The organism is Microcoleus sp. FACHB-831 (genome assembly GCF_014695585.1).
GTDB lineage: Bacteria > Cyanobacteriota > Cyanobacteriia > Cyanobacteriales > FACHB-T130 > FACHB-831.
The window spans coordinates 144,250-163,269 of the sequence record NZ_JACJON010000079.1; the positions used below are offsets into that span (position 1 = coordinate 144,250).

Annotated in this window: 13 protein-coding genes; 10 read left to right on the top strand and 3 right to left on the bottom strand. The window is 44.9% G+C overall.

Annotated elements, in window-relative coordinates:
• Window positions 1–254: 254 nt before the first annotated feature.
• Window positions 255–2,252 carry an excinuclease ABC subunit UvrB gene (gene uvrB, locus H6F77_RS25925; protein WP_190491802.1) on the bottom strand — a complete coding sequence of 666 codons (1,998 nt, stop codon included), beginning with the start codon at window positions 2,250–2,252 and terminating at the stop codon, window positions 255–257.
• A gap of 365 nt (window positions 2,253–2,617) precedes the next feature.
• Between uvrB and H6F77_RS25930 the strand changes: the two genes are divergently transcribed.
• From H6F77_RS25930 to H6F77_RS25950, 5 genes are all read left to right on the top strand, one after another.
• On the top strand, window positions 2,618–3,067 hold the full coding sequence (locus H6F77_RS25930) for a hypothetical protein (protein WP_190491803.1): 450 nt from the start codon (window positions 2,618–2,620) through the stop codon (window positions 3,065–3,067).
• Window positions 3,068–3,169: 102 nt separating this feature from the next.
• A complete protein-coding gene (locus H6F77_RS25935) occupies window positions 3,170–4,603 on the top strand; it encodes a DNA-methyltransferase (RefSeq protein ID WP_190491804.1) in 1,434 nt (477 codons plus the stop codon).
• A gap of 239 nt (window positions 4,604–4,842) precedes the next feature.
• Window positions 4,843–5,025, top strand: coding sequence for a CsbD family protein (locus H6F77_RS25940; RefSeq protein WP_190491805.1), 183 nt, complete (start codon window positions 4,843–4,845; stop codon window positions 5,023–5,025).
• A gap of 121 nt (window positions 5,026–5,146) precedes the next feature.
• Complete coding sequence (locus H6F77_RS25945; RefSeq protein ID WP_190491806.1) at window positions 5,147–5,584, top strand: hypothetical protein; 438 nt, start codon at window positions 5,147–5,149, stop codon at window positions 5,582–5,584.
• 58 nt (window positions 5,585–5,642) lie between these two features.
• Window positions 5,643–6,170 carry a hypothetical protein gene (locus tag H6F77_RS25950; RefSeq protein ID WP_190491807.1) on the top strand — a complete coding sequence of 176 codons (528 nt, stop codon included), beginning with the start codon at window positions 5,643–5,645 and terminating at the stop codon, window positions 6,168–6,170.
• Between the two features lie 80 nt (window positions 6,171–6,250).
• Here the strand turns inward: H6F77_RS25950 and H6F77_RS25955 are convergent, their stop codons facing one another.
• Window positions 6,251–8,122 (bottom strand): CHASE domain-containing protein, encoded by a 1,872-nt coding sequence (locus H6F77_RS25955; protein ID WP_190491808.1) that lies wholly within the window; start codon window positions 8,120–8,122, stop codon window positions 6,251–6,253.
• 520 nt (window positions 8,123–8,642) lie between these two features.
• Window positions 8,643–9,350, bottom strand: a complete 708-nt coding sequence (gene rpe, locus H6F77_RS25960; protein ID WP_190491809.1) for a ribulose-phosphate 3-epimerase — start codon at window positions 9,348–9,350, stop codon at window positions 8,643–8,645.
• 119 nt (window positions 9,351–9,469) lie between these two features.
• Between rpe and H6F77_RS25965 the strand changes: the two genes are divergently transcribed.
• The 5 genes from H6F77_RS25965 (at window position 9,470) to H6F77_RS26010 (ending at window position 18,749) form a co-directional block, all read left to right on the top strand.
• Entirely contained in the window at window positions 9,470–11,074 is a 1,605-nt protein-coding gene (locus tag H6F77_RS25965; protein WP_190491810.1) for a S8 family serine peptidase, read from the top strand.
• 143 nt (window positions 11,075–11,217) lie between these two features.
• On the top strand, window positions 11,218–12,501 hold the full coding sequence (locus H6F77_RS25970) for a serpin family protein (protein ID WP_190491824.1): 1,284 nt from the start codon (window positions 11,218–11,220) through the stop codon (window positions 12,499–12,501).
• 450 nt (window positions 12,502–12,951) lie between these two features.
• Window positions 12,952–16,509 (top strand): sensor domain-containing protein, encoded by a 3,558-nt coding sequence (locus H6F77_RS27520; RefSeq protein WP_199321554.1) that lies wholly within the window; start codon window positions 12,952–12,954, stop codon window positions 16,507–16,509.
• A gap of 156 nt (window positions 16,510–16,665) precedes the next feature.
• Entirely contained in the window at window positions 16,666–17,049 is a 384-nt protein-coding gene (locus H6F77_RS26005) for a hypothetical protein (RefSeq protein WP_190491811.1), read from the top strand.
• Between the two features lie 287 nt (window positions 17,050–17,336).
• A complete protein-coding gene (locus H6F77_RS26010; RefSeq protein ID WP_309228924.1) occupies window positions 17,337–18,749 on the top strand; it encodes an LCP family protein in 1,413 nt (470 codons plus the stop codon).
• Window positions 18,750–19,020 lie beyond the last annotated feature (271 nt).

Consider the following 19,020-nt stretch of genomic DNA (forward strand, 5'->3'; position numbering starts at 1 on the left):
CGTAAAAATTCCTTCTAGTTGATTTCATGCGGATTTCTACGGTAGTAATTGGGTCGGTAGCAGAAGCCCCAGTATTATCCACAGTATCTTCATAGCATTGGGCGAAAATCGCCCGAACTCAATACCAGCAAACTAGGCGCAAGTGTTAAGCGATCGCTCAACGCGCCGAACCCGCGAGGTCAGCCAATAAAAAACCCCAGTCAAAAGACTGGGGCGATCGCGATTTACGCATACCTGACAATTTTCGTCGCAGGCTAATGACCTAGCAGCTTATCTCGCAGGTGTTTAATGCGATCGCGCAACGTCGCCGCTTCTTCAAACGCCAGCTTTTTCGCCGCTTCTTTCATCTGCGCTTCTAGTTGACTAATCAACTCTGGCATATCTTCTAGAGACAGATCGTCTGCTTGTTCGTAAGCCGTTTCTAGCTGTTGAGAATTAAGCCGCCGCGACACATCTAGAAAAGCCAAAATAGAATTAGTCGATTTCTTGATAATTTGCTGCGGCGTAATCCCATGCATCTTGTTATGTGCAAGCTGAATACCGCGCCGCCGCTCGGTTTCATCCATCGCTTTGATCATGCTATCTGTGAGATTATCACCATATAAGATAGCTTGTCCGCGCACGTGACGCGCCGCTCTACCGATAGTTTGAATGAGCGATCGCTCTGCCCTCAAAAACCCTTCCTTATCTGCATCCAAAATCGCCACAAGCGATACTTCTGGTAAATCTAAACCCTCCCGCAACAAGTTAACACCAATTAGCACATCAAACTCACCTTCTCGCAAAGCTTGGAGAATTTCGATTCGTTCAATTGATTGAATTTCCGAGTGCAAATAACGTACCCGAATTGCCCGTTCTTGCAGATACTCCGTCAAATCCTCCGCCATACGCTTCGTTAGCGTAGTTACCAACACCCGCTCTTGACGCTTTACTCTGTCTTTAATTTCACCTAATAAATCGTCAACTTGCCCTTCTGTTGGACGGACAAATATTTCTGGATCTATTACGCCAGTCGGTCGAATTACTTGCTCTACAACTCGCCCCTCTGATACTTCAATTTCCCAGTTGCCAGGAGTAGCAGAAACAAATATACACTGATTGGCCTTTGCCCAAAATTCGTCTGACTTAAGCGGTCGATTATCCGCTGCACTGGGTAAGCGAAATCCATGCTCGATCAACACTTTTTTCCTAGCTTGATCGCCGTTAAACATCCCCCTAATCTGCGGTACGCTGACGTGAGATTCATCCACCACTAACAGCCAATCTTTAGGAAAATAATCAATTAAACATTCTGGTGGTTCTCCAGCACGGCGTCCAGCCAAAAAGCGCGAATAATTCTCCACGCCGTTGCAGTACCCCACCTCTCGCAACATCTCCAAATCGTACCGAGTGCGATGTTCTATCCGTTGAGCTTCTAATAGTTTGCCTTGTTTCTGAAATTCTGCTATCTGATCGTTTAGTTCTGCCTCAATTGCATCGCAAGCAGATTGTAAACGATCCTTTGGGGTGACAAAGTGGCGAGCTGGATAAACATTGATAGCTTCAAGGCTCTGAATAATTTCTCCTGTTACAGGATCGACGTAACGAATGGCATCAATTTCATCGCCAAAAAATTCTATGCGGATAATTCTATCTTCGTAGGCGGGGCCAATTTCTAACACATCGCCCCTAACTCGGAAGCGCCCCCGTCCTAATTCTAAATCGTTGCGGCTATATTGCACTGTGGCTAATTCTCGCAACATTTGTCGCTGATTTATTTCCATTCCTACTTTTAAGGAAATGGCCGATTTTAGGTATTCCGAGGGAATACCCAAACCGTAGATACAACTGATAGAAGCAACGACGATTACATCGCGGCGTTCAAAGAGCGATCGCGTCGCAGAGTGCCGCAACATATCAATTTCTTCGTTGACTTGGGCAGTCTTTTCAATGTAGGTATCTGTGACGGGAATATACGCTTCTGGTTGATAGTAATCGTAGTAACTGATGAAGTATTCAACGGCGTTGTGGGGAAAGAATTCTCGCAATTCATTACACAACTGGGCGGCTAAAGTTTTGTTGTGAGCCAGGACTAGGGTAGGTTTGCCAATATTCTCAATAACTGATGCTACTGAGAATGTCTTACCCGTACCCGTCGCGCCTAGCAGAGTTTGATATCTTGCGCCAGCTTGCAAGCCTGCGGTAAGTTGCGCGATCGCACCAGGCTGATCGCCTGTTGGCTGAAATGGTGCTTCGAGACGAAATGGCGTCATACAGTTTTGCGGAGTGTCTTGTAGTGCCTCGACTCTCTAATAGTAGCCATTTGCTCAAGTGATGCCGATCGCAAAGCCGATCGCACGTAACCCAGATCTCCCAACCCCTTGCAGGCTGGCGGCTAGAAAAATTTCTTCTATTGCGGGCGATCGCACCCCAGCCTAGCTATTTTTTTACAAATCTTTACCCATATATGTTTTTTTATGTTGGCCTAGTAAAGATATCTATACCTATTTAGGGTTTTTTAAAGTTAAACTCAGATAAATAAGAACAACCCTCTAACCGCCCTTTTTAAGGGTGTAGGGGGGATCTAAATTTCGGAGCAATTTGCCTTAGTCACTTAAGAATCCAGAGGACTTAAATTATGAGCATTAACAACACTGCGGAAATGGGAAATACCCCCACAACTAGCCGACGCGGCAAAAAAAGTGCCAAGGTGAAAGCGGAAAAAACGGCGCAAGTTATTACTTTGTCAGTTCAAGAATCGCCACAGAGTAGCGCGATCGCCGAAACTCAAAGTGACCAATCATTTTCTCTACCTGGGAACGTTGAGATTAGCGACACAATCAACTTAGCAGGAATCCGTCCAATTGCCTCCAGCGATTTGCAAGTTGCAGATACCGTAAAAATGGCAGGAATCCGTCCAATTGCCTCTAGCGATTTCCAACTTGCCTCAACAGTTAATTTGGTAGGGATGCGTCCAATTGGCTTAAGTAATCTGCAATTTTCCTCGACAGTTAACTTCTCTGGAATTCGCCCAATTGCCTCAAATAATAGTGACGATATTGCAACTCTTATTGGTTATCTAGATTAGGTAGAAACCCAATATCTGTGCCTTTACAAACCCGGTTTATATAAAAACTGGGGTTCTTTACTTTGGCTGAATTTATTATACTTGCATTATTTTGTTGACTAAATGCATAACCAATTATTCTATGGAGATAACCTTGACTACTTACGGCAAAATATTGAAAACAATTTTGTAGATTTATGCTACATCGATCCGCCTTTCAATTCTAGTCGTAATTACAACCAAATATATAACCAAATTGACAACAAAAATAAATTTCAGTCACCAGCTTTTATCGATATATGGACGTGGGACAACAAAGCGCAAGAAGGTTTTACCCAAATAATTGGCAACTATCAAGGTAGATTTACACCGCAAAGCATTGCACTCATCGCAGGTTTATCAAATGTATTGGATAAAGGAAGCTTGCTAGCTTATTTGGTAAACATCACCCTGCGTGTAGCGGAAATTCATCGCGTCTTAAAGCCTAGTGGTAGTTTTTATCTTCATTGCGATCCTACCGCCAGTCATTATCTTAAATTAGTGCTTGATGCTATTTTTTGTCCCCAAGGTGGATATTTCCAGAATGAAATTATTTGGTGTTATTCAGTGGGAGGAAAAACTAAGGAGAGGTTTGCTAGCAAACATGATGTAATTTTTTATTATACAAAAACTAATCAATACACTTTTAATATTGAGGCTGCTTCTATTTCCAGAAAACCTAAGTCTCACATGAAACTGAGAGTAGATACAGACGGAAGAGAATACCAAGAAAAAATTGAGAGAAAAACAGGAAAAATTTATAAATACTACTTGGACGAAGGCAAAATTGCTGAAGATTACTGGACAGACATTGAAACTCTAAATCGTGGGGATAAACAACGCTTAGGTTATCCTACCCAAAAACCTGAAGCGCTATTAGAACGTATTATTAAAGTTAGCAGCAATGAAGGGGACTTGGTGTTGGATGCTTACTGCGGTTGCGGTACTACTCTAGTGGTTGCTCAACGCCTAAAACGCCATTGGATAGGTATGGATATCACTTATCAAAGTATCAGTCTGTGCTTGAAACGCTTTGAAGATTCTTTTGATAAAAATGTAGTTCCTCAAGTCAATCTTAACGGCATACCCATTAATCTGAAAGAAGCGATAGCGCTTTCTAAACTTCAAGGTAAAGAATTTGAAAAATGGGCTATTCTTACCTATTCAAATAACCATGCTATCATCGAGCGCAAAAAAGACAAAAATAAAAGCGTAGATGGGATTGTCTACTTTTTAGGAGAAAGCGGAGAACAAGAGAAGATCATCTTGCAAGTTAAGGCAGGTGATCTTAACTCGGATGATATTAAAGAATTGGATGACAAGAGGAAGCGCGAACAAGCAGCGATCGCTATCTTCATAACCTTGAAAACACCCAACTCAGAAATGTTCCAACAAGCGATCGCTTGCGGAATATACAATCACCAAGCTTCTCGTTGCAACTACCCCCGTCTTAAAATTGTTACTATCAAGGAAATGCTCGAAGAGGCAAAGCGGCTCGATACATTCTTTTTCTTATAGTAACGCCTAGACTTTAGCCTTCCTTACAATCGTTAACTACTGCAATAATACTTTTTACGCCCTCTACTCAGTCTTTCGGCATATATAAAAAAGAACAAAAATGGCTTTAGTCTAATATATCCCCGGACAGACGGCTTTGTAAAATATTTCGGCTAAATTGGATACAGTTGGAAGAAGATAACGGAAAAGATTGAACCGTATCTTTTATTTTAATCTGTTTAATAAGAGGAAGAAGGAAAATGAGCCTTGAAGATAAAGCAAAAGCAACTGCAAAAAACCTTGAAGGTAAAGGTCAAGAAGCTTTAGGGAACGTAACTGGCGATCCAGAAGATCAAGCTGAAGGCAAAGCGAAGCAAGGCGAGTCCGCAGTTCGTCACGGTGTCGAAGATGTGAAAGATAAGGTTAAAAAGGCCATTGACTAGGTTTAAGCCTTTTTAATAGGGGTTTAGGTAAGTGGCCTCGTTACCTAAAAATTATAGAGATTTGCCCTTACCAAAACCCCATACTTCTATCAACCAACCGTGCTTTTTAGAGGAGGAAAAATTGAGTTTATTTCAGCAGACTCGGAAAATTTTGACCGCGTTAGTACTGGTATTAGTCCTCACCATTACTACAGCCTGTGGTGGAACCGCACAAGCCACAAAGCCCAACTCACTACCTGCACTCAGCGGTAATAGCTACGCACAGTTAGAACGTGGTAGCACCCAATCGGGTCAAGAGTTTGGCACTTGGGTAATGCAGACGGCTAAAGGATTAGTTCAGGATGCATACGTGCGCGATAACAACAAACTAGGGGTTGTGATTACGCCTCAAGTTAAACCAAGCGATGTGAAAACATTGGCTAAATCTTTAGCCCAAGGGTTTCACAAAAACTTTCCCAGCCAAGATTTAACAGTTTTGGTATACGCGCCGGATAAAAAACTGATTTTGACAGCAAAATATGACGAGCAGTCAAAACAGATTCAATATCAAGGTGCTTAAGCAGAATTTTGACACCACTTTTGTTTGAAACTTTTGTTTGAAATTAGGAAATAAAAAAATGAGCAGCAGCGAACAATATAAACGCCAAATTATGAACGATTTGGCTAGCGGCAACGTCGAATCTTTCGATGACGTGCCAGCAGACCCCGCGACAGAATACCAAAATTTTGATGATTTTGCCCAGCGCTCCACGCGAGATGAGCGCCGTCAATTGTTTGGTCGTTCTCTACATCCAGAAACAATTCCGGTAAGCCAAATGGAGCCGGAATTGCAAAAAGCGATCGCGCAGATTCAGCCCCAAGATCGCGATGATGTCGCTCGCGAATTCTTCAAGCGTTTAAAAGAAAGAGGACTGAGCGATCGCCAGTTGGAACAACAACTGAGCTTGTCTAGCCATCATCCCAATCATATGAGTGCAGACGATGTTAGCAAATTGGCTGGCTTCGCCTATCACTCTCATCCCGACATTTTCCAAGAAGTATTAGCTGACAAACCCGCGATCATGAAGTTTCTAGGCAATCCAGTCGTCGCCGCTGTATTTGGCATTATGGCTGCCAAATGGTTGAGCGGTCGTCGGGCGCCGTAGAAACAACGCTTAACGCTTCTTGTTAATAGCTCTTAATAGCTTAACGAACAACCCCGCTTAATATTAGGCGGGGTTGTTTATTAAAATTTGTCACTACCAACACCAGTAAAGTGGCCATCTGTTTTGATAGCGTTAATCGTATCGACCACCTGTTGAATGGCATTCGCTTGCTCCTCAGCAGTCAACAAAATCTGCTGATTATTCAAAACCACATTATTGACAGCATCCTTCACCCCACTAAAAGCGCCAGCCGTCTCTTCCGAGATTTTCATCCCAGTCTCTACAGTCATAGTTCCTTCCTTCGTCGCCTTCGCTGTCGAATTTATAGCCATTTGAATATCAGAAACAAGCACACGAATTTGACCAGCTGAGTTTTTACTTCTATCTGCTAGTTTGCGAATTTCTGCTGCTACGACGCCAAAACCTTTACCTTTCTCACCCGCACGGGCAGCTTCAACTGCTGCATTCAGCGCCAGCATATTAGTCTGGTTAGCTAAATCGCTCACGAGGGTGGAAATATTGCCAATTTGATGGGTTTGTCCTTTCAGAAGCACAATCTCCCGCGCGATCGCCTCCACCTTCTCCTTCAGCGTTGTCATGCCTTCGATAGTTTGCTCAACCGCCTTCGTTCCCCCTGAAGCCATGTTCAACGCTGCATCAGCTCCCCCAGCGGCGGCAGAGGCTTGAAGCGCCGTAGCCCGCGAAGAAGCCCTCAGCTCATCCATTTGTCGCAATGCTAACTGTATCCGCTGATGCTGGTGACGTTCTCTCTCTAGCGCAATCTCTAGTTCAGTTGTACGCTCTTTTAGCTCGCTCGTGCGTTCTTGTACTTGCTTTTGAATTTCGGCTGTACGTCCCACAGACATAAACAGATAGAGGACCATGCTGCCAGTCATAAGTAACCCGATGGCGAGGATAGCCAATGCTCCCTGGTGGGCGGCAATACCTCCATAATCTGACGTTGGCAAAATTAAAAGCATCCACTTACGATCTGCTACGTTGAAGATGCGGGTACAAGCAGTTCGCTCTTGGCATTTTCCCCCTACATCATCTAAAGGTGCATCTTCGCGACTTGGGTCATCTATTAATTGTTTCGTGCTGGAGTCATAACGAACTAGAAAGCTTTCTTGGCCAGTGGCTGAATTGTCGTAAAGATAAAAGTTAATCTTGTCTAAACTTAGATCTTTTAGAGAAGACTTAACAATATCAGTAATCTGAAAAGCACCACTAACAAAACCTTGCAAATTTGCGCGACGACTTAGCAATGTATTAGTAGCAGTATCGTTGCGGTAAACTGGCAAGAACAGTTGGAACCCAGGCTGATTGTTATTTACTAACGTGATTCGCCCAGAAGCAACCGCTGCGTTTGTATCTCGCCCCTTATCTAAAGCTAGCTTACGAGGAGGATCGGAAGCTACATCGAAGCCTACAACTTTCCTACGGTCTGCTAATGGCTCTACATAGATAATTGGGAAATATTCCTGCTCTTGTGCGGCTCTTATAGGTTTTCCATCAGCACCTATCTGATAAATTTGAAAATTTGAAAAACCCTCTGCTTCCACAGCTTTTTCGTAGGCTTGTCTATCTTTTGCAGAAACACGCTCCAACCAAGTTAGCCCATAGATAGCAGAATAGCGAGAGAAACTGGGTTGAACAAATTTCTGAAAATCTTTCCGAGTAACCTGGTCAGAGGCAGTATATAAGGCTTGAATAGATCGCACAACTTCCAAATTTTCGTTGACACTCCGCTGCAAGGCAGTACTAAGGGAGTTAGCCCGCTCTTGAAATTCTATTTGCAATTGTTTATTTTCCCAATTCCACACTATTGCGGAGGCTAAAATAGACAAGCAAACTCCTGTGCAGAGTGTCAATCCCACTGTCATGTAACGGCGATCGCCTAACCTTGCCGGATTTGAGCGATCTTCCTCCAAAACCTGTTCAATTCCATTCATATCAAGTCCTTTTAATCGCTTTGTTTATATACTGCACGCAGGCATAAACTGTTAGAAAATACTAGGCGCGTAGAAAACTTATCTGCTAATGACTAACTATTAACTACAAATAGTGCAATCGAAAAAATTTACCCAGGCGATCGCGCCAAGCATAGTCTTTCATTTGTTAAGTCACATGTGGATGGGTTTATCTCACTTTTGTAAAATTTTACACCCTAAAAAATTATAATTATTCATATATCCCCGCAAAATAAGGTTCTTAGCGTTTTACATTTCCCACACCCTCTTAAACAGGATGGTAAGCCACCAGGCTCACAATGACTACTTGGCTAAAAAATATAGCCTTCTTGCTAGCATGAAAAGCTATATTTTTTACGCTCGTAACCACTTGAGAATCAGGATAACTGACGCCGCCAAAAAAGTTTGAAAGCCTGCCTTAGCTTCCCCATAGGGAAAACTCAGGCAGGCTTCCTGCGCCATCCAGAGACTTTAGACTCTGGATTGTTTAAATTTTTACTTGTTAAACAGTAGCTAATTCAGGTGTGGGGCGCTTGCTATTACGAACACCAGCGATCGCACTTGCATAATCTGGCGCGTTGAACACCGCAGAACCAGCCACAATCGCATTCGCACCAGCTTCCAAAACCTGCCAACTATTGTTACCCTTCAGACCCCCATCAACCTCAATCCAAGGATCTAAACCGCGTTCATCGCACATCTGGCGCAACTTGCGAATCTTCGGCAGAACACCAGGGATAAAACTCTGACCCCCGAAGCCTGGGTTAACGCTCATAATTAGCACTAGGTCGCAAAGCTCTAGCACGTACTCAATTAGTTCCAAAGGAGTCGAAGGATTGAGTACCACGCCTGCCTGTTTGCCCAATTCCTTAATTTGGCCCAGAGTGCGGTGCAAGTGAGGAGAAGCGTTGTGTTCAGCATGAACGGAGATAATATCTGCCCCTGCCTTAGCAAAATCTTCCACATACTTTTCTGGTTCCACAATCATCAAGTGGACATCCAGAGGCTTTTTAGTAACGGGGCGAATTGCTTGCACGATCAGCGGGCCAATCGTAATGTTGGGCACAAAGCGGCCATCCATTACATCGACGTGAATCCAATCAGCGCCAGCTTCGTCTACCGCCCGAATTTCTTCCCCCAATCGGCTGAAATCGGCTGATAGTATAGATGGAGCAACAACAATAGGCTTCTGGGATTGGCTTTTGGTCATGGCTAGTGATACTCTTCTGCTTCCTCGGAAGTATACATTTTAACAAAATATTTAGAATTTCCTAGCGCCTCCGATCCCAGGCATCCCCCAATTTAAACATTTTTTTTGGAGAAACTTCCTTGGCAAAACGGCAGACTATCAAAAAATTAGTATGGATTGTTTGGGGGCTGGGTATTTCAGGCTTAACCAGTCCCGTATTGGCTAAAGAACCCTCAACACTCTCAGAAGTAGGAATTGATGCCATCAAGCTACAAGCACCCCCCTATAACTTACTGGGTCGTAAGATTGCCATCGGTCAGGTGGAAATTGGCCGACCGGGATATTTCGGGTTGGACAAAGCTGTATCCCTACATCAGGTGCTATCCCTATCAGGAGTGTTCTATCGCGATACTCCAGCCAAAGCCAATGCCAATCTAGATCCCCATGCAACCATGGTGGCGGGGATGATGATTAGCTCTGATAAGGCAAGACCGGGCGTAGCACCGCAAGCACGGCTGTACTCTTCTGCGGTTGGCTCACCCAAAACCAGCGGTCAACCGGAGGAGTGTTTAGCGACGCAGTACGTGGCGCAGCAAAACGGCGGCGATGTGCGAGCGATTAACTTTAGTTTTGGGGAATCTTTAGATCGAGACGCTCGACCTAATGCGGTTTTAGATGGCAATGCCTTGCTGACGCAGTGTGTAGATTGGTCGGCGCGGGTTCACGACGTTTTTTATGCGATCGCTGGCAATCAAGGCAGCGGAGGCATTCCCATACCCACAGACAACTTCAATGGCGTCAGCGTTGCCTATACAACCCGCCGCCAGGGAGTTTTTACCAAAGTAGACTTTGCTAACTTGAGCGCTGCCCCTGTTGGCGTTGGCAAGCGCCTCCTCGACCGCGAAATTAACGTCGGGCCTCGTCGCGCCATTAGTATCGTCGCGCCCGGTAGTAATGTCGAATTAATAGACTTAGAGGGTAAGGTAAATCGCGTCACAGGCACGAGTTTTGCGGCTCCTCAAGTTACAGCATCTGTGGCTTTGCTTCAAGAGTATGGCGATCGCCAGTTGCGAACAAAACAACCCCAGTGGACTACAGATTCTCGCCGCCACGAAGTTATGAAAGCCGTGCTGCTCAACTCAGCCGAAAAAATCAAAGACTCCGGCGATGGTCTGCGCTTGGGAATGACTCGCACTATGTTGGCAAAAGATAACACCGATTGGTTAGAATCCGATGCCTACAAAGACCGGAAAATCCCACTGCATTTACAAATGGGTACGGGGCAGCTTAATGTTTTCCGAGCATATCAGCAATTCAGCCCCGGTCAGCAGAGTCCAGCAGCGCCAGTTCCACCAACCGCATGGGATTATCGAACAATAAAGGCTTCCTCCATTCAAGATTATGTGTTGGATAAACCCTTACAAAAAGAAAGTTTTGTCTCCATTACGCTAGCTTGGGATCGCCTGGTGGAGTTGCAAGATACTAACAAGAACGGGCAGTTCAACGTAGGAGAAAGTTTTCGCGATCGCGGCTTAAATAACCTCGATATCTACCTAATGCGAGCAGAAGACAACGACACCAGCAAGAGCATCTGGTCTAGTGAAAGTGAAGTAGATAGTGTAGAACACATCTTTCAACAGGTTCCCACAACTGGACGCTATAAAATTCGCGTTCAGTTTCGTCAGCAGGCGAATGAGGACGTCCAACCTTATGCCCTTGCTTGGTGGACTGCCCCTGCCAAGTAAAAACTAAAAGAAATAATGTATCTAGGGTGGGCATTGCCCACCTTAATCTTTTTGTGTTGCGAAAACTGTAACCGCTGGAACGCTTGTTACCCAAACCCGTCATTCTTAAAAAGGAACTTCACGAGCAAGGGAAGCAGCAAAACATGAATCGGCAAATTTTCAGTCGAGCGGCAGCGATCGCTTCTACAACTCTTATATTACTAGGTTCGCTTGGATGGTGTATCATCAAAACCCCTAATACTGCCTTTTCGCGTACCAAACCTCAACAAGCAGCTTCCAATATTCCTGTAAATCAAAAGTTGGTTGCTGCTAACACAAAATTTGGCTTCAAGCTGTTTTCTGAAGTTCTCAAGCAAGATAGTAGCAAGAATGTTTTTGTATCGCCTTCTAGCGTGGCGATCGCTCTTGCAATGACCTACAACGGTGCTAATGGCGAAACCCAACAAGCAATGGCTAAAACCTTGGAACTACAAGGTATGAGTTTGCAAGCCATTAACGAAGCTAATGCCGCACTCCAAGCAAGCCTAGAAAATCCCGCTTCCGGTAAAGGCGTCGATTCATCGCGTCCCCAGCTAACCATTGCCAACTCCTTGTGGGCTAAACAGGGCGTTCCTTTCGAGCCGGAATTTCTCCAGAGAAATCGTCAATTCTATAAAGCCAAAATAACAAATTTAGACTTTACTTCTCCCAATGCTCCAGCCGTTATTAATAACTGGGTTAAGCAAAGTACGCAGGGCAAAATTAACCAAATTGTTGACACTATTCAAGCCGATCAAGTCTTATTTTTGATTAACGCCATTTACTTCAAAGGAAAATGGGAGACACCCTTTAACAAGAGTCAAACCTCAAACCAGACCTTCTACCAGTTAGACGGCACATCAACAAAAGTACCCATGATGTCCCAAAATGGTAAATACAGATACTACGAAAATAATAATTTTCAGGCTATTAGCATTCCTTACAGTAAAGGACGCCTCAGTTTTTATATCTTCCTTCCCAAACAAAACTCTACTAAGGGTAATTTATCACAAGAGTTTAACGCTGAAAACTGGCAAGAATGGATGACAAATTTTAAAATGCGAGAGGGTTATATTCAAATGCCTCGCTTTAAGATGGATTATGAAATTGAACTCACCAACGCGCTCAAAACATTGGGTATGGGAGTTGCTTTTAACTCAAGCGCCAATTTTACTCAAATGAGCCGCATCCCGCTTAACATTAATCAAGTCAAGCACAAAACTTTTGTGGAAGTTAACGAAGAAGGCACAGAAGCCGCAGCGGTTACTGCTATTGGCATCGTGACAACATCTGCACAGATTCCAGAGGAACCTTTCCGCATGATTGTTGACCGCCCATTTTACTGTGCAATTCGAGATAATCAAACTGGAACGCTTCTGTTTATTGGGTCAATCGTAGAACCAAAATGAAGCTTTTTAACATCTAGTTTTTACCGTATCAACTCTCTTAGGAGAGTGTATATTTATTTGTAGATATTATACAATTTTTGACAATAAATAGATTAATGTACCGTTATAAGTAAGCATATAAAAAGAAAATATTTTCTTTTTAAGAAAATTTTAATATTCAGTGCGTCCAGAACAAAGGATCTGGAACGCAGTTTGAGCGGGTGCGATTTTTTGCCTTCCCAGGCGATCGCGCCCTGCTATGCGTCGTCTATGGCCAAAAAAACCCAAGATAGCGCTCTAGACAGTAAAGTATCGCTGGCTGGGGCAGAAACTTAAGTAAAAGTTTCATTGACTTATAACCGTTTTGTGATAAATGCAGGAAAGTTTTTACAAGCTTCACAGAAAATTCACTGGGATTTGTTCGGGTAAGGACTTTCATTGAGATAGGGTGGTGAAACGGGGAGGGGGCGTATGTTAAGCAAGCCAAAAATAGTTTCAAAGAGCGATCGCGCAGAAGGGCCAAAGCTGTTGGAAGATAAAGCAGCCAGGATTGTAAAACTAAAAAGACAAATTCGCCGAGGAAAAGAGGCACAGCGATCGCTCGAAGCAGCACTTTTGGAAAGTGAAAACCGCTACCAAAACTTGGTGGAGTTGTCTCCATTAGCGATCGCCGTTCACAAACAAGAAAAATTTGTCTTTATCAACACCGCTGGAGCCAAATTATTGGGAGCAAATAGCCCAGAACAAATAATTGGCAAATCAATTTGGGATTTTATCCCTTTCGACTATCAAGAAAAGATAAAAGACCGACACCGAAAAATTCAGGAGGAAGGGAACCAAGCCGAGTTAATGGAACAAGAATTGATGCGCCTAGATGGGAAGGTCATCAATGTAGAAGTAGCCGGAATTGGGGTTACAGACGGGGGGGAATCGGCGACACAAATTATTATTAGAGACATTACTAAGCGCAAGCAAATAGAGAAAGCACTAAGAGAGAGCGAAGATCGTTGGAGAGCGATCGCGCAAGCCATCCCCGTTCCCCTTGTAATTAGCCGCGTTAGCGATGGCGTAATTTTGTATGCCAACGAGCAAATTAGCGCGACCTTCGGCATGCCGCTAGAACAATTAATTGGTTGCAAGGCACTGGATTTTTATGACGAGCCAAAAGATCGGGAAGTAATACTGGAAATACTGAAACGAGATGGCTATCTCTTCAACCATGAGGTTAAGGTCAGAAACGCAGAAGGCAAGCCGTTGTGGATGGCAGTGTGTTTAAGGTTTTTAATGTTTAACGGCGAACCAGCTACCGTAGCCGCCTTGTACGATATCACCGAGCGCCAGCAAACAGAAGCCCACCTGCACCTTTTAGAACGAGCGATCGCCGCTAGCAGCAACGGCATTGTCATCACCGACGCTCAACAGCCAGACAACCCATTAATTTATGCCAATCCCAGTTTTGAGAAAATGACAGGCTACAAAGCAGCCGAAGTTATCGGTTGCAACTGCCGCTTCTTGCAAGGAGATAGTAAAGACCAGCCACAACTAAACGAATTGCGTGCAGCTATTAGAGAAGGAAGAGAATCTCATATCATTCTCCGCAATTATCGCAAAGACGGCAGCGGGTTTTGGAATGAACTGCATATTTCACCTGTCAGTGATTTGCACGGGCAAATTACCCACTTTGTAGGCGTTCAAAACGATATCACCGAGCTTTATAGCACGCAGGAGCGACTGCGCTTGATGGAGTCGTGCGTAGTCAGCGCCAACGATGCAATTTTGATTACCGAAGCAGAAGCGATTGACCAACAGCAGGGGTCGAATATTGTATATGTCAACGAGGCTTTTACTCGCATGACAGGCTACAGTGCTGCCGAAATTATCGGTCAGACACCGCGCCGATTATATGGTGCTAAAACAGATCGCCAGCAACTAGATAAAATTCGAGCTGCACTCAAGGAATGGCAATCGGTTCAAGTTGAGTTAATTAACTACCGCAAAGACGGCTCTGAATTCTGGGTGGAAATGAATATTGTGCCTATTGCAAATCAGAGGGGATGCTTTACTCATTGGGTATCGGTGCAGCGAGATATAACGAGCCGCAAACAGGCTGAAGCATTGCTGCGAGATAGCCAAGAGCGATACGAACTTGCCGTTCGCGGTGCTAATGATGGGTTGTGGGATTGGAATCTTAAAACCAATGAGGTTTATTTTTCCTGTCGCTGGAAAGCCATGCTCGGAGACGAAGAGAACGAAGTATTAAACACCCCAGATGGATGGTTCAACAGAGTACATAGCGAAGATTTAGTCAGGGTAAAAGCAGAAATAGCAGCTCATCTGGAAGGTAACAGCCCCCACTTTGAAAGCGAACACCGGATGCGGCATGCTGATGGCACTTACCGATGGATGTTGAGCCGGGGATTAGCCGTTCGGGATGAAAATAAGCGGGCGTATCGGATGGCTGGTTCGCAAGCCGATATAACGGATCGGAAAGTGGCAGAGGAGCAATTAATTTATGATGCGTTTCACGATACCTTGACGGGGCTGCCCAACCGAGCTTTATTTATGGACAGACTAGGGCAGGCGATCGCGCGAACCAAACGGCGTCATGATTATCGATTTGCCGTTTTATTTTTGGATCTAGATCGGTTCAAGGTGGTTAACGAGAGCTTGGGACACAGCAGCGGAGATAGACTGTTGAACGCGATCGCCCAACGCCTGAAGCAATCTTTACGCCCCGAACATACCCTAGCCCGCTTGGGAGGAGATGAATTCACAATTCTGCTTGAGGATATCCACACTGTAGATGACGCGACGGAAGTTGCCCAGCAGATCCACAAACAACTAGCCTTACCCTTCCACCTCGACGGTCATGAGGTCTATACAACAGCCAGCATTGGAATTACCCTGAGCTTTACGGGCGCAAACGGTTTGGGGTTAGAGGATGGAGAAAACACCCCCAACCCTGATTATCACTGGCCGGGATATGTCCTGCGCGACGGTTCAATAGCAATGTATCGCGCCAAGGCAATGGGAACCGATCGCTACACAGTGTTTGACAAATCAATGCACGCAAGGGCGGTGGCAAGATTGGAACTGGAAACCGATCTGCGCCGCACCCTCCAAGAAAATTCTGAATTATTAATTTTCAATTGCCGATTAGATCAATTAACACAAACTACCCATGCACCTGAGTTCTTCGCTACTTCTTTGGGAGTTGAGGCGCTAAAGCTCGAAGATAAACTCAGCCAAGGGTCAATAAACAAAACTAAGACCTCAAAACTATTGCTGCACTACCAGCCAATTGTGTGCTTGCATAGCGGCGAAATACGAGGTTTTGAGGCTCTTGCCCGTTTAAATCATCCCGTTAGAGGTTTAGTTCCCCCAGCCGAGTTCATCCCTGTGGCCGAAGAAACTGGCCTGATCGTCCCTCTAGGAACGTGGGTTCTACGGGAAGCCTGTCGCCAAATGCGTGCGTGGCAGATGACCTGTCCGCAAAAGGAGCTTTTAACCATTAGCGTTAATCTCTCCAGCAAACAGTTCATGCAACCGAATTTAATTGAGCAGGTTGACCAAATTCTTCAGGAAACAGGCTTAGATGGACGCAGTTTGAAGCTGGAAATTACCGAAAGTGTCATTATGGAAAATGTCACCGCCGCAATCGAACTAACTCGGCAGCTCAGAGAGCGTAATATTGAACTGTCTATCGATGACTTTGGTACGGGCTATTCTTCGTTAAGTTATCTACACCACTTCCCAATTAATACCTTAAAGATAGATCGCTCTTTTATCAGTCGTATGAGTGTTAATGGCGAAGCCAAGAACGACGATATGACCCTAGAAATTGTCCAAACCATCATCACCCTTGCCCATAATTTGGGGATAGATGTTACGGCAGAGGGGATTGAGACAGAGCAACAGCTAAATCGGCTCAGGGCGCTACAGTGCGAACAGGGACAGGGATATTTTTTCTCTAAACCTTTAGATAGTCAGGCAGCTTCAGGGTTGCTGGCAGCAAAGAGGCATTGGTAGCAGTTAGCAAGTTCGCAATTAATTTTTAGCAGTCATTGCTCGCGGTTGTCGGTTAGCCGGTAATGGTTAAGTGTGGGTTATTGGGGATTAATAGATAATGGCAATAACAGCGATCGCAATAAAACTAACAACTAACAACTAACAAACGATTAAAAGATGAAAGACATAGACCCCTTAGAAAATAAAGACATTAACCGCTTGCAGATGTTTTTCTATCTTGTCCCAGTAGTCGGAGTTTTCCCCTCACTCTGGACGCTGTATCGAAGGCAGGGCAACCGGGAACAACAATCTGTGAGTCGGCTGTCTGTGACACTAGCTCTCGCTTGGGTGTCTGCATACGTTTTATTAGGTGCTGGAGCGCAAATTTCCGAAATTTCACAGGAATTGACACTGCGCCTATTATTTATGAATAGTATGCTTACTTCTAGTTATTTTTTGGTGTGTGTGTGGTTGATGGTTCGCTTATCGCAACGCAAGCAAGTGCGGCTGCCTGGAATTAGCCGTTTGGCCGATCGCGTAGCCAGGAGACGCTTATTGTAAGCTAACGAGCATTGGCTAGAAAATGGGAGCTACGAGTAGATTCTAAAAATCTACTAGCTCATTCATCCTCTATTTGCTGCTCGTGCTACTACGCTTCGCTGTACTTGTTGCTAAAAGCTAATAGCCAATTTCCCTGATATTGGTGCTAAGGGTCAGAAAAACTGCTATGAGTGTTCTTGTTGCAAACTCATCCGCCTAATAACAGATGCGAGGATGAGTGAATGCTCTATGTGGTTTACTAATTGATTTGAGCAATAGCCATCATTTTTTTGTGTGTGAGGAAGCCAGTGCCAGCTCGAAAAAATCCCCAAACTAGCCCTCGGAGGCCAAAAACTGCTAACCCGGCTGCGAAAAAGCCTGTCAAAACTCATTATGGCCGTTGGCTTTGGCTTTGGTTGGGTTTGAGCGGGGTGGCGATGGTGTCTGCTACTGCGGGGGCACTTTTAGCCGTCTCTCTTGCTAGCACGCCTTTACTGCAACACAAGCTGAGTGCGGAGGATGCAGCGGTTTTTGATAGCGATAGCATCTCCCGCAGCAGTCTACGGCTGCCAGAATTAACGCGCCCGGTTAATATTTTGGTTATGGGAATCAAGGTGATTGCTTCAGATCTGGATAATCCCCCGCCTGAAACCAAAAATCTGAGTTACGACCCCCTAGTTAACTCGTTTGAGGGTCTGACGGATGTGATGTTGCTGATGCGGTTTAATCCAGAGACGCAGAAGATTAGCGTTTTATCTATTCCGCGAGATACTCGGGTTGTCGTGGATGGGCGAGGCGCTGTCAAGATTAATGAAGCGAATATTTCCGGGGGGCCAGCTAAGACGGCTAAGGTGGTCAGCGAGCTAGTGGAAGGCGTTGCGATAGATCGCTATGTCAGAGTGAACGTCCAAGGCGTGGAAAAGCTAATAGACGCCTTGGGGGGTGTCACTGTGTACGTTCCAAAGGACATGAAGTATCGCGACGATACTCAGCACCTGTACATCGATCTCAAAGAGGGAAAACAACATCTAAATGGCGATCAGGCGCTGCAATTGTTGCGCTTTCGCCATGACAAGTTAGGGGATATCGGTCGAATTCAGCGACAACAATTGGTTATGAGGGCGCTGATGGAACAATCGCTGAATCCCACTACTTTGGCCAAAATGCCCAATATTCTCTCTGTGATTCAGTCGCACATTGATACCAATTTGAGTGTGGAAGAGCTGCTGGCGCTGGTTGGGTTCGGTGTTAAGACAGAGCGATCGCAAACCCAAATGTTGGTGCTGCCGGGAGATTTTAATGGAGACGGACACCGTGATGTTAGTTATTGGTTGCCCTCTCGGCGCGGCATCCAGAGGCTGATGGCTCAGTATTTTGACCAAGGGTATAGCACGCGCACGCCTGTTAATCCAGCCCGTATGAGGGTGGCTATTCAAGATAGTACGGGAAACCCGCAAGCTGTCAAAGATCTGGTTAAGACACTCACTGGCGCTGGCTACCAAAATGTTTCGGTTGACTCACCCTGGCGCGAACCTTTGAAGGTGACTCGCATTGTGGCTCAACAAGGAGATGATGATAGTGCAAAAGCCATCTATCGCGCTCTAGGATTTGGGGAAGTTAGAGTTGAAAGTACTGGAAACGTGGCATCGGATGTCACAATTCAACTTGGCCGAGATTGGGCAGCGAAATCAGCCCCTAATTCCGGTTTTATCTCTCGTTAAGCGTGCAGGTTTGGTAAAAAGCGATCGCGCTAATATTAGCTGCCAACTATTGGCGGCTAATTTGCTATTTGGCTAAAGTGCGTAAGGGAGCGATCGCTCTTATGTGAAAACTACAGATAAGTTGAGAGTAAATTCCACATTGCCAATTTTCGTGGCTTATACCATTTCACTAAATTCCTGATACAGATAAAGCTTCCAGAATAAAATCCCATCCCGTCACCGAAGCAATTACTGTTTGGCTAAGTTGGGCAAGAATTTCTTCCACAGCAAC